Here is a 14,025-nt window from a genome sequence, read left to right as displayed (position 1 = left end):
TTAAATCTAAGGTTGCTGTTTCAAAACTGAAGTTTTGAAACCGATTCAATAAGGTAAATATAGCACATAATAGGGTATTTTTATAGCTGATTTTGCAGCTGCCATGGGTATGATCCGGCGTTGCCCATGGACTTATTCAGAAAAGAGGCAAATTATGAAATTATCATTAAAAGTATCCTTAATCGTTGGAGCGTTGGTGCTTATCTTTATGGCCGGTTTGGCCCTTGTCTCCGATACGATAGCTTCGGGAATTATCGAAGGAACCGCTAAAAAATCCCTGCAAAGCCAGTCGCAAATCGCGGCCCGGCTTATCTCCGAGAGCATCGTTGAGGGGAAGCTCAATGTGCTCTACGAACTGGCAAACCGCGCCCGGACCAAGACCATGGACTGGGAAACCCAGCGGAACAGCCTCCTTCCGGAGATTGACCGCCACGGGTATATAGAGTTTTTCATTGTCGCTCCGGACGGGACCGCCCGTTATATGACAGATGACAGTACCGCAAACCTTGCGGACCGGGATTACGTTCAAAAATCCCTGGCCGGGCAATCGGTTGTTTCGGACGTGCTTATAAGCCGGCAGACAGGCAAGCCGGGGGTGATATTTGCGGCCCCCATCATGGTTGACGACAAGGTGGCGGGGGTTCTGGCGGGGAGGCGGGACGGCGCGGTCCTCTCGGACATGACCAAGCAAATCACCATAGGGAAAACCGGTTATATCTATATGATCAACTCCCAGGGTACGATTATCTGCCACCCCGATACGGATCTGGTGTACAATCAGTTTAATCCGATAGAAGAGGCGGCAACAGATCCTTCCCTGCAGTCCATGGCGCTGTTTCTGGAGGGCATAGTGCATAACAGCAGTGATGTTGCCGCATACACCTTTAACGGAAAATCCCTTATCGGCGCAGGCGCGAAGGTCCCCAACACGGACTGGTTTTTGGTTGGAACCGAAGAAAAGAGTGAATACTTCTTTGAAATAAACCAGATGCTGGTAAAAACCCTCACCATCGCCGGAGCAGCGGCTATTCTCGCGGTGTTCATCTTTATATCCGTATTGCGCGTCTTCCTTATCAAGCCTATCATCGAAATTGAGTCCGCCGCGCAAGCCCTGGCGAACATGGACTTTAACCTCAATATTCCCCGGGACCGGAAGGATGAAATCGGGGACGTACAGCGGGCATTTCATACCATTCGGGATGAGCTTAAGAAGACTATTACCGATATTAATAACGAACACCTGGGACAGAAAAACGTCAGCGGGAACCTCCATGTCTCCATCCGGGAATCTTCCGACGGGCTGGGGGTTATCTCCCGTAACATGGAGGCGGTACAGAATAAAACCGACGCCCAGATGGATTCGGTAGTTCAAACCGCCGATTCGGTGGAGGGTATCATCACCCATATCCATTCCCTGGAAAACGCGGTGGATATTCAGGCCGATACCATTTCCCGGTCTTCCGAATCAATCGAACAGATGGTGGGAGACATTGATTCGGTCCGCACAGTGGTACATCAGGCCCACGAGACCACCGGAAACCTCAGCAGGTCCTCCGAAGCGGGCCGGAAAATGTTGAATAATCTCACGGAAGAACTCACCAGAATTGCGGATCAATCGGCGTTTCTGGAAGAGGCCAACGCTGCTCTGGTAAATATCGCGGCCCAGACGAACATTCTCGCCATGAACGCGGCCATAGAAGCGGCCCACGCGGGGGAAGCGGGAAAGGGATTCGCGGTGGTAGCCGGGGAAGTACGGAGCCTTGCGGAACTGTCGAACAAGGAATCGACATCCATTTCCAATGAAATAAAAAATATGCGGGACGGTATCGAAAAGATGCGGCAGGTATCCACCGGAACCGTCGATACCCTGGGCAGCATGTTTACCGAAGTAACCGATATGCAGGCATCCCTAAATTCGGTAAATACCGCGGTGGAAGCCCAGGCGTCAAACGGAACCCAGGTACTCAATGCGTTAACGAGTCTGCGGGAAACGACCGAACAGGTCCGTACCGGTTCCGACGAGATACAAAAAGAAAGCGATGCCATCTATAATATGGTAGAAAGTCTGAAAAATATATCCAAGGATGTAAATGACAGTATCCTGGATGTACAAATGGCAAGTAAAAAAATTGCAGAGTCCCTTGAAATTGCGCAGAAAATTGCCGAGGGGCATTATCTTATACCCCCGGACCAATCTTAAGCCTGTAATAATCGAGGTGTGGTATGTTGTTAGTAAAGAGCAAAAAAAAGATTGAAACGGTGCAGGAGCCGGCTCCCCGGGCGCCCCGCTATGGCTGCCTAGTCAGGGTCGGTATTAATGGCTTTGAAGGTGAAGCTATCCTGAGAAATATCAGCAGCGGGGGGTTCCTTATGGAAAGCAGAACCTATGCGGCAATTGCAGTGGGCGATCATTATACCATGCAGATAAAACCCGAAGCCGCTTCCGGGGTGAAGCTTTTTGAACTGGAGGTTGAAGTCCGCTGGATACAAAGTACCGAAACTAAGTTTAGCGCCGGCTTTCTGGTTGTCAGGCCTCCCACCGGCAGGACTTTCGAGAAATACCTTGACCATATAAAAACCCAAAGCCGGCGGTAAAGGACGCCGCTATGATGGAATTGTCCGAGTTCTTATACAGTAGGGGATCATCCCTCTGTCTACTTACAATTCGGGTGCTTTCCGGATTCGATCTTCTCGCCGATATTGGTTTGGTGGTGTAGTATGTCCTGGCCGGCCATACTGTATTTTTTAAGTTTCCTCTCCCTGGGCCTGGGGCTGTATATCCTATATCTGAGCGGTAGATCCGGCAGGATCAACTGGATACTGCCCCTGGTCTCCGTTGATGTGGCGGTTTGGATTATCGGTGTGGCCATAGCAACAGAGAGCCGGTCCCCTTTTATAGTTGGCGCCGCCCTTATCGTGACCGAGATTGCCATCAACGTAGCGTTGCCCCTGATAACCTGTTTTCAGGTTTCTTTTAATAACAGCCGGCTTGCCCGGATAATAGTATGGCCGCAAATCTTCGGCGCCGTCATGGCAATCTTCTTTATCGTTTTCCAGGGATACCGGGAGGTGGAATATACAAACGGAGCGATAAACCTGATGCTGATAAAAAACCCGGCCTTCTACTATGCTCTTTTTTTTAGTATAATTTCTCCTCTTTTAAACAGCCTTATTGTACTGCGGATAATTATGACCCTGGACTATATCCGGAATCTCCGTCAGGGCATAGTTTGGATTGTGGTTTTTCTTATCGGCATTGTGTGGCTCGTGGTGCGTTTTGATTTCCCCGCCACCTACAAGTATGGGTGTTTCATGGTGTTTTTCTTGCTGATAAACGCCTTCTATTACAGTGAACATTACCAGCCTGTAGTAACTTCAGCGGCCAATCTGGTAAATTACATCTATTACATGACAAAGATCCCGCTTTTGATTTTGGACAGAGATGGAAAGATACTCCTGGCAAACAACAGCGCCCTTTCATTTTTTGAAAAGACCCGGAACGAATTTATCGGAATGTACATGACGGATATCCTGGATCCCGGAGACAAAACGCTGGTTTTTGCAAAAACCGCTGCGGAGGGAAATCGAATCAACCGGATTGAGGCAAGGGCCCTGAATAGCAATGCCAGATGCGAAATAGACATTACCTATGTATATGACAAATATAAAGAATTCTATTGCGCTATATTGTTTATCAGCGATATTACCGACAAGATAAACCTTATCGCCGAACTTGAAGAGGCCAAACGCAGGGCGGAACTGGCGAACCAGGCAAAAAGCAGTTTCCTTGCCAACACCAGCCACGAGATCCGTACCCCCATGAACGCCATAATCGGTATGTCGGAATTGATCCTCCGGGAAAAAATATCCACCGAAGTCTATGAATATACCATGGGCATAAAGCAGGCGGGGGCAAACCTCTTATCCATCATCAACGGCATTCTGGATTTTTCAAAGATTGAATCGGGCAAGCTGGAGATCATTCCCGTTCATTACTATTTTAGATCCCTCATCAACGATGTTATCAATATCATCCGTATCCGGACCATAGAAAAGTCCCTGGTCTTTATCACCAACATTGATTCCACCCTGCCCAACGACCTCATCGGGGATGAGGGGCGGATCAGGCAGATACTGCTGAATCTGCTGGGGAACGCGGTGAAGTATACGCCCCAGGGTTTTATCAAACTTTCCATAGCTGCGGAGGAATCATCGGACCGGGACTTTGTGATGAAAATAGCGGTTGAGGACTGCGGTATCGGGATTAAAGAAGAGCATCTGGACAAGGTATTCGGGGAATTTATCCAGGTTGATATGGCGGCCAACCGGGGCGTTGAGGGAAGCGGCCTGGGGCTGGCCATAACCAAGGGGCTTTGCCTCGCCATGGGCGGCGACATAACGGTACGCAGCGTCTACGGCAAGGGAAGCATCTTTACCGTCAAGATTCCGCAAAAAATAAATTCCGGTGAACGGTTTGCTTCCCTTGAAAATCCGCAGGAACAAATGTCATTGCTCTATGAAAACCGGAAGATAAACGCGGATTCCCTATGCTGGTCCCTGGACAATCTGGGAGTTCCCTATGTCCTGGCAGCCACTGAGGAGGCGTTTCTTGAAGCCCTGCGCCGGGACCATGACGAAACTCGCAAGTACGCCTGTATATTTATAGCCCAGACCCTGTATGTCCGGCTGCAGCCCCTTCTTAAGGATATGAAACTCAAGTCCCGCCTGATTCTCCTGGCCGATTACGGCTCCGAGTCGGGAGTCCACAACATCCGCTTCCTCACCCTGCCGGCGCACACCCTATCCATAGCGGATATTATGAACTACCGGATCGATATGCGGGGCACTAAAAAGGAGCGGGCTGCCGCAAAGTTTACGGCGCCTTCCGCCCGGGTCCTGATCGTAGACGACGTTACCACCAACCTGAAGGTTGCCCAGGGTCTCCTGCTGCCATATAATATGATCATCGACACCTGTACCACCGGCGCCGCATCAATAGAACTTTTCAAGAAGAACAAATACGACCTGATATTTATGGATCACATGATGCCCGGCATGGACGGCATCGAGGCGGCCGCCGCTATCCGGGCCTGGGAAAAGGAACACGCCCCAGAGTTTCCAAAAGAGACTCCCATTATAGCCCTTACCGCCAACGCTCTTTCCGGCATGAAGGAAATGTTCCTGCTCCGGGGCTTTAACGATTACCTGGCCAAGCCTATTGAGATGTTTAAGCTGCATCAAATCATGAGAAGATGGGTACCCCAGGAAAAGCAGATCCGGGAGAAACTGCGCTATGGGGCCAATACCGGTGATCCTTCCCAATCCGTCCTATTTGACGGAAAAACGGTTGAAGGGATAGACCTTGCGGCGGGAATGGAACGGTACATGAACGGTTTTGTCTATCTGGAAATCCTCCGTTCCTATGCCGCCACCATGCCGGATTTTCTCGAAACCCTGCGGGACGTTTCAAGGGAAACCCTGGACCGCTACATCATCACGGTCCATGGGATAAAGGGAACGAGCTACCAAATCTGCGCCGGAGAAGCGGGCAGGGAAGCGGATATTCTGGAAACCGCTGCCAGGGCAAAGGACTGGAAAACCATAGAGGACCGGAACGGCAATTTTATCAAAACCATGGAAAGGCTGCTTCAAAATCTGGACCGTTTTCTGACAGAACTGGAAGAACGGTCCCTTAGTGAAAACACTGGAGAGAGGAGAACTACCATGACCGGACAGGAAGGGAAAAAAATAATTCTGGCGGTGGACGATATGCCGCTGAACCTTACCGCCATCAGAACCATTCTACGGGACAATTTTGACATACGGCTTGCCAAATCACCCATAGCGGCCCTGGCCATATTGAATTCCGTTAAGGTGGATCTTGCACTGGTGGATATCGAAATGCCGGAAATGTCGGGGTTTGAGTTTGTGGAACAGCTGCGGAACAATCCCGGGTATTCCGAACAAAAGGACATCCCCATCATCTTTGTTACCTCCCATGAAACGCCGGATGTTATTGAGCGGATAGTTTCCTGCGGCGCCGGTTATGTGGTAAAGCCGGTTGTCCCCCGGATACTGCTGGAGAAAGTCAACTCGATCCTGAATGCCGGGGAAAAGAAAAACCTCATACCTGAGTATTCTTAATGGCAGTAAAAACGAAAATCCCAGGGCGTTCCCAAAACTTCAGCGTTGGGAACGCAGCTTTTTCAGGATTGGCCTCTATTTTTTCAGCCGCGGGATTGCTGTTGCTTCTTTGCGGGTGCGCCGGCATAGGGGCGAAACCCGATGCCCGGGAAAACGCTTTTTATATCGACCTGAACGGCTTCCCCCTTTACGCAAAAAACGGTTTTGATCCCGCCGATACCGCGGTGGTTCCGGATAGTGCGGACGGTTCCTGGCTGGTGAAGGGACCGGAACGGAAGGGAGTGGCAGACGTAGAATCCCTGGGGCTGCCGGATATGCCCCGGCGTTTTTTCCTTTCCCCCTTTAAGGAAAAAGACCGGGAATACACCATGCTGATACCTTTTACCGTGGAGGCGGAACAGTTTGAAAAAATACGGGGAGAAAAGCCCTTCCAGCCGGGGATATTTCTGGCCGCCCTGGGGAATAACTGGGAAATATTTTTCAATGGCCGCCTGGTAAAATCGGAGATCCATATGGACGAGGATGGGCAAATCAAGTCCGGCAGAGGCTGGCGCTATGTTTCATTTCCCCTGGACAGTTCCGCCTTTGTCCGGGGAACCAATATACTGGCATTCCGCATTGTGGGGGCGCCCCACTTTGACATAACGGGCCTGTGGTATGAAAATCCCTATTATATCGGCGACTACGAGGTCATCCGGAAAAATCACGATGAATCTCTGGTGATGGCCTTCTGCGCGGTGTATTTTTTTGTAGGACTTTACCATTTTTTGCTTTTTTTAAGCCGGCCCCGGGATCGGTATAACCTCTATTACTGTTTTTTTTCCATTCTTCTGGGGATTTATTTTCTCATGAGAAGCAACACGATCTACAACTTTATCCCAAACACCGATATTACCCTCCGGCTTGAATACGCAAGTCTCTATTCACTGATATTCCTGCAGGCGGCTTTTTTGGAACACCTCAATTTCGGAAAAACCACCATAATCAGCAGGATATGCGGGGGGCTATGCCTTCTCTGTACCGTTGCCCAGGGAATATTTTCAAACTCCTTTGGGGACGATGTCCTTTATGTATGGTGGGTGGTTGCCCTATTGGAGCTTGTGTATGTCCTTGGCTACGATATGGGGTATGTATTTTTTCGTGATTTCAGGACCCGATGGAGATCCGCCGGAAAGCGTCCCCTGCCGAAAGCTCTTTGGTTATCCCTCGCCGGAACACCCTTGGGCAACATTATAATCGGCGCCGCCATCATGGGTGTTACCGCGATCATTGATATTGTTAACAGCATTTATTTACGTTACGGCATTATTAACGTCAGCCGCATCGGTATATTTATCTTCACCATTACTACCACCGTTATTCTAGCCCGGCGTTTCGGCGTCCTGTTCCGCCGGCTTGACGAGATGAACACCCTGCTGGAAAAATCCAACCTGAATCTGGAGGCCACGGTACAGGAACGGACCCGGGAACTGAAACTACAAACCGAGGTGGCGCAGTCCGCGTCCCGGGCCAAGAGCGATTTTCTGGCCCGGATGAGCCACGAGATCCGCACCCCCCTTAACGCCGTCCTCGGCTTGTCGGAGGTGGAACTCCAGGGCAGCCCCCCCGAAAGAACAAGGCTCAATCTGGAAAAAATTCACCACTCCGGTTCCCACCTCCTGGAGATTATCAACGACATTCTGGATCTTTCAAAGATCGAATCGGGAAAATTTGAAGTTATCCCGGTGGAGTACGAAATCTGCGATGTGATCAACGATGTGATCCAGCTTAACATTGTGCGGATCGGTATAAAGCCGATTGAGTTCAAACTGGATATCGATGAGACTATCCCCTCAAAGTTCTACGGCGATGAACTGCGGATGAAACAGATCTTCAGCAACCTCCTCTCCAACGCCTTTAAGTACACCGAGGAAGGAAGGGTCCGCCTCTCGGTGGGTTGGGAACGGCGGGGAAACACGGCGCTGCTCGGATTTGTGGTGGAGGATACCGGCAGGGGGATTAAACGGGAGGATTTGGAAAAGCTCTTTTCCGAATATACCCAATTTGAGACGGTGGCTAACCGGCGTATCGAAGGAACCGGCCTGGGACTTTCCATTACCCGGGGGCTGGTGGAAAGGATGGGGGGAAGCATCACCGCGGAAAGCGAGTACGGCAGGGGCAGCATTTTTCGGGTGAAACTGCCCCAGGGAATCGTCGATGAGAGACCTATCGGCTTTGAGCATGCAGAAAACTTGCGGAATCTTCATTTTATCTCTGACGGGAACCGGAGGACCAGCCTGATCCGTTCTTACATGCCCTACGGGAAGGTACTGGTGGTGGACGATCTTGAGACAAACCTGGATGTGATGAAAGGGCTTTTAATGCCCTACGGCCTCAGGGTGGATACGGTTCTGAGCGGCCGGGAAGCGATAGAACGCATCAAAATGGAGGAAGTCCGCTATGACCTGGTGTTTATGGATCACATGATGCCCGAACTGGACGGGATAGAGGCGGCGAGGATTATCAGAAACGAGATCAGGAGTCCCTATGCGCAGCAGGTAGTCATTGTGGCCTTAACCGCCAACGCGGTTGCGGGAAACAAGGAAATGTTTCTGGATAACGGTTTCACCGATTTCATTTCCAAGCCCATCGACATAAACCAGTTGGATGTGATTTTGAACCGCTGGATTCGGGACAAACAGAGCGAGGCGGTTTTACAAGACGCGGCGAAACAGGATTCGGAACGGACCGAAGCCGCTTTCAACCAGGGGCAGCTTGATGAAGCGGGAAAGTGGCTTTTGGGACATCCCCTGGGGGAGATAGATTTTGCGGCAGCCCTGCTGCGCTACGGCAACAGCGGAACGGTCTATATACCGATACTTAAATCCTTTATTACCCATACACCGGTTTTGCTGGAGAAGATGGGCATCCATCTTGAAACATCGCTGCCGGATTATGCGATAGAAGTCCACGGTCTCAAGGGGACCTGTAACGCGATTGGCGCGGGCGGGATAGCGGCAATAGCAGGGGAACTGGAACTTGCTGTCCAAGAGGGGAATTTTGATCTGGTACGGCAGAGATACGAAACGCTGCGGAAACAGGCCCTGGCATTGACGGAACGGCTTAAAGCCCTGTTGGACGAATGGGAAGCCGGTCTGCCGGGAGAAGAAAAGGAACCACGGGTCAAACCAGAGCGGGAGCTGCTGGCCCGTTTATCCGCTGCCGCGGGAGCATTCAACGCTAACGCAACCGAAGAGATCCTTGGGGAACTGGAGCGTTACCGGTATGAACAGGGGCAGGAAATTATTGAATGGCTTCGGGAACAGGCTGAGAATTTCGACTACGACATCATGCACCGGCGGCTGGAAGAATTCCTGGATGTTTAGCCGGTTCCCAATTTGGTTATTTTGCAGCCGGCTCTTCTGTGCAGGGATAGTACGAAAAATCCGGTTGGTACGGAAACTTCGTTTTCGGTTACCGCCTGTGCCGGGCATGCCTAAAAACATGCGCCTTGACACTGCTGCGCGGTAAGTATAGGATGCTTTCAAGGAAACAGGGTTCATGGTGAAAAAATTAAAGAAAATTATTTACCCCTATATTTTTTCTGATGATATTCCCATAGAAGCAAAGATGCTCAATGTGGTATTTTTCTGCGGCATATTCTTCGCTTCCGCCGCGGTGATTACCCGCATCCTTATGGGGGCAAAGCCTTTTCTCATTCTTGTGGGGCTGTTTATAGTCCTTTCTATCGCTGTTCTGATATATATCTCCAACCGCTTTCATCTGTATACCGCCTGTACCTGGATCACGATAATCGCCATCTGCGACATTTTTCTGCCTGCCGCCTATTTTCTTCTCGGCGGCGTTGCGGGCAGTTCTGTGGCATACTTTGTATTGAGTTTGGTTCTTGTCTTTCTTTTGTCCAAGGGAAGAGGCGGCATGGCCTTTTGTGTTACCCATCTTATGCTGGTTTTTGCCTGCTACTATATTAGTTACCGTTACCCGAATCTGGTGGCCCGTCCGGCCTACCGGAACTTTTTCGTGTATCTGGATCATATCCAGTCTTTCCTTATTGTGGGAGGATGCATCGGCGTCATCTTCAAATTTCAAAACAAAGTGTACTTCATGGAAAAGAAAAAAGAGGTTCTCGCCCGCGCCGAGATCCTTCAGCAGGATAAACTGCTGCGCGCGGTAAAGGACGCGGCGGAGACGCTGTTTTCGCCGGATACGGATCGATTTGAAGAATTTCTGCGGGAAGGCATGGAAATCCTGGCCCGCTGTGTTGATGTTGATCGCGTATTCATCTGGAAAACCCGGATAATTGACGGAGATGCTTATCACCAGCCGGTTTTTCACTGGGCAAAGGATCCCGGACAGCAGGCGAACGATCTGAAGAGTTTTTATTTTTTTCGTAAGGCGGAATCCGTTGGGACGACACAATTTTTCAAGAAGCTGTCGATAAACGGCCCCGTCACTTCCCTTGACCCGGAACTGCGGGACCTCATTGCCCCTTACGGCGCACGGTCCACCCTGATGATCCCCCTGTTTTTGCACAACCAAGTTTGGGGTTTCGTCAGCTTTGACGACTGCCGTCGGGAACGGTATTTTTCCTCCTCGGAAGAAAATATCCTGCGATCCGGCAGCCTGCTGCTTGCCGATGCCGCGATACGCAACGAAACGACACAGAACCTTATCGACGCGCGAGAGGAGGCCCTTGCCAGTACCAAGGCAAAGAGCAGATTTCTTGCCCGGATGAGCCACGAGATCCGCACCCCCCTTAACGCCATCCTCGGTCTTTCGGAGGTGGAACTTCAAAACGTTCTTCCCAACAGTACCCGCCTTAATCTTGAAAAAATATACGGCTCCGGCTCCCACCTGCTGGAGATCGTCAACGACATTTTGGATATTTCAAAAATCGAGAGCGGCAATTTTGAAATCTTTCCCACCGGTTACGAATTTGCCGGCCTCATCAATGACACGGTACAGCTTAACATCACGCGGATTGGTTCAAAGCCCATCGAATTCAAATTGGAGATCGATGAAACCATTCCTTCAGGGCTCTATGGTGACGAAGTGCGGGTCAAACAGATCCTCAACAATCTCCTCTCCAATGCCTTCAAATATACCGATGCCGGGGAAATCCGTTTGTCAATAACCTGGGAACGGCAGGGGGACGACGCCTGGCTGCGTTTTACGGTGAAGGATACCGGCAGGGGGATTAAAAAAGAAGATTTGGCAAAGCTCTTTTCCGAATACACCCAGTTTGATACGGCGGCGAACCGGCGGATTGAAGGGACGGGCTTAGGCCTCTCCATCACCAAGGGACTGGTGGAGAAAATGATGGGAACCATAACGGTGGAAAGCGAGTACCTCACGGGCAGCGTTTTCCGGGTTACCCTGCCCCAGGGGATACTGGACGAAAAGCCCATCGGCGGGGAAATGGTGGAGAATCTCCGTAATTTTCGCTTTATCGAAGATCGGGGCCGAAGCCGGGGAAATACCCTGATCCGTTCCTGGATGCCCTACGGGAAGGTACTGGTGGTGGACGATCTTGAGACAAACCTGGATGTGATGAAGGGACTTTTAATGCCCTACGGCCTCAGGGTGGATACGGTCTTGAGCGGCCGGGAAGCGGTAGAACGCATCAGGGCGGAAGAAGTCCGCTATGACCTGATTTTTATGGATCACATGATGCCTGAAATGGACGGGATGGAGGCGGCGAGGATTATCAGAAACGAGATCGGAAGCCCCTATGCGCGGCAGGTAATCATTGTGGCCTTAACCGCCAATGCGGTGGCGGGAAACAGGGAGATGTTTCTGGAAAATGGTTTTAACGACTTCATCCCCAAGCCTATCGATATAAAGCGGCTGGATATGGCGCTGAACTGCTGGATCCGGGACAAACAGAGCGAGGCGGTCTTACAAGACGCGGAGCAGCAGAATTTGGCTCGAACAGCCGGCTTCAACCAGGGACAGCTTGATGAAGCGGGAACGTGGATTTTGAAACATCCCCTGGAGGAAATAGATTTTGCGGCGGCTCTGATGCGTTACGGCAACAGCGGGGCGGTCTATATACCGATGCTTACATCCTTCGTTACCCATACGCCGCTTTTGCTGGAGAAGATGGGCATCCACCTTGAAACATCCCTGCCGGATTACGCCATAGAAGTCCACGGTCTCAAGGGGACCTGTAACGCGATTGGCGCGGGCGGGATAGCGGCACTAGCAGGGGAACTGGAACTTGCCGCCCAAGCGGGGAATGTTGATCTGATACGGCAGAACGACGGAAGGCTGCGGAAGCAGGCCCTGGCATTGACGGAACGGCTTAACGCCCTGCTGGACGAATGGGAGGCCGGCCTGCCAAAAGAGGAAAAAGAACCACGGGCCGAACCGGAGCGGGCGCTGCTGGCCCGTTTATCCACCGCCGCCGCGGAATTTAACTCCAGTGTAACCGAGGAGATCCTTGGGGAACTGGATCGTTACCGGTATGAACAGGGGCAGGAAATTATTGAATGGCTTCGGGAACAAGCGGAGAATTTCGATTACGACGCCATACATAAAAGGCTGGAAGAATTCCTGGGTACTATTTGACCGTGATAGCCATTGTCAAACTGGTTTAATGGGTGTACCGTAAATTATAGAAAGTCTTGTTTATGGGGGGATATATTCATGATAAGAATGCTGACGGCCCATACTTTCGAGATTGACGATACGGACGCCGCGGTTCGGGAGATTCAGGAACAACTACAGAGCCAGGGCAGTTTCCTGAAAAACACCGTGGGGCTTCTGTTTTGTTATCTGGATTTTATCCAATCAGGAACGGCGGAGGCCATCTGCAAAGCCCTGCCCTTTGATACGCTGGGTTGTACCACCATGGGAGCGGCAGTGCCGGTAGCCGAGAGCGACCTCATCCTTACCCTGACGGTTCTCACCAGCGATGATGTCGAATTCCATACGGGCCTTTCCGATCCCCTGACCGAAGACGAAGAAGGACGGATCGCCAGGGTCTACCGGGAACTGGCAGTGTCCCTGCAAGGTCCTCCGTCCATGATTTTTGTTATCACCCCCTCCCTGTACAATCTGGCGGGGGATACGGTGGTCGACATTCTGGACCGGGAATCCCGGGGGGCGCCGATCCTCGGCACCGGCGCCCTGGACGTGGACACAAAAATAAGGACTCCCAAAACCCTCTATGAGGGAACGGCTTATGCCGGCAGAATGCCGATCCTGCTCTTTTCGGGGAATCTGGCGCCCCGGTTTTTTGTTGATTCCATCTGGAAGCACAATATCTACAACCAAAAAGCCCTGGTTACCGCGGCGGAGGGAAACCGGATGATCAGGGTGAACGACATCCCCGCCGCGGAATACATGAAAAAAATCGGCCTCATCACCGAAGCGAAGCTGGATATGCTTTTCGTGTTTCCCCTTGCCATAGACTCAGGCGGCAGCGCCCCGCCGAAAGTCTTTATCATACATGCCATCAATGATGACGGCAGCCTGACCTGCAGCGTCAACACACCTGCGGGATCTATCATACATATAGGTTCCCCCGGTTCCGGTGAAGTCATTAACAGCGCGAAAAATATTACCGGCGCGGCAAAAGAGGCCGAAGGGGAAGGGGTTCTGATCTTTTCCTGCATCAGCCGCAGTGTGATTCTGACAAATCCCCGGGAGGAGATGGAGGCGGTTCAGGAGGAATTTAAGGATTCAACGCTTCCCTATACCCTCGTCTATGCGGCAGGAGAAATCTGTCCGATCTATAGCGAAAAAGGGGCCGTGGTGAATCAATATCATAATTTTGCTATTATTTCCTGTGTGTTGGACAGTTACCCCCCCCCCCCCCCCCCCCCCCCCCCCCCCCCCCCCACCCTCGTCCGTACCGCCCCCTCCCCTTCTCCCCCC

Annotated in this window: 6 protein-coding genes; all 6 read left to right on the top strand. The window is 51.4% G+C overall.

The features are described from left to right. Positions 1-154 precede the first annotated feature (154 nt). Complete coding sequence (locus tag LQZ21_RS10945) at positions 155-2,200, top strand: methyl-accepting chemotaxis protein (RefSeq protein ID WP_411044375.1); 2,046 nt, start codon at positions 155-157, stop codon at positions 2,198-2,200. A 23-nt stretch (positions 2,201-2,223) separates the two neighbouring features. Continuing rightward, entirely contained in the window at positions 2,224-2,595 is a 372-nt protein-coding gene (locus LQZ21_RS10940) for a PilZ domain-containing protein (RefSeq protein WP_411044374.1), read from the top strand. Positions 2,596-2,718: 123 nt separating this feature from the next. Beyond that, entirely contained in the window at positions 2,719-6,144 is a 3,426-nt protein-coding gene (locus tag LQZ21_RS10935; protein WP_411044373.1) for a response regulator, read from the top strand. Between the two features lie 95 nt (positions 6,145-6,239). Beyond that, entirely contained in the window at positions 6,240-9,509 is a 3,270-nt protein-coding gene (locus tag LQZ21_RS10930; RefSeq protein ID WP_411044372.1) for an ATP-binding protein, read from the top strand. Positions 9,510-9,684: 175 nt separating this feature from the next. Then, positions 9,685-12,714 (top strand): GAF domain-containing hybrid sensor histidine kinase/response regulator, encoded by a 3,030-nt coding sequence (locus LQZ21_RS10925; protein ID WP_411044371.1) that lies wholly within the window; start codon positions 9,685-9,687, stop codon positions 12,712-12,714. A 78-nt stretch (positions 12,715-12,792) separates the two neighbouring features. Continuing rightward, a partial coding sequence (locus LQZ21_RS10920) for an FIST N-terminal domain-containing protein (RefSeq protein WP_411044370.1) occupies positions 12,793-14,025 on the top strand: 1,233 nt, incomplete at its 3' end.

Source organism: Treponema sp. TIM-1, assembly GCF_046533115.1.
Lineage (GTDB): Bacteria > Spirochaetota > Spirochaetia > Treponematales > Breznakiellaceae > JAIRMO01.
This window is presented reverse-complemented; position numbering and strand designations above follow the sequence as displayed.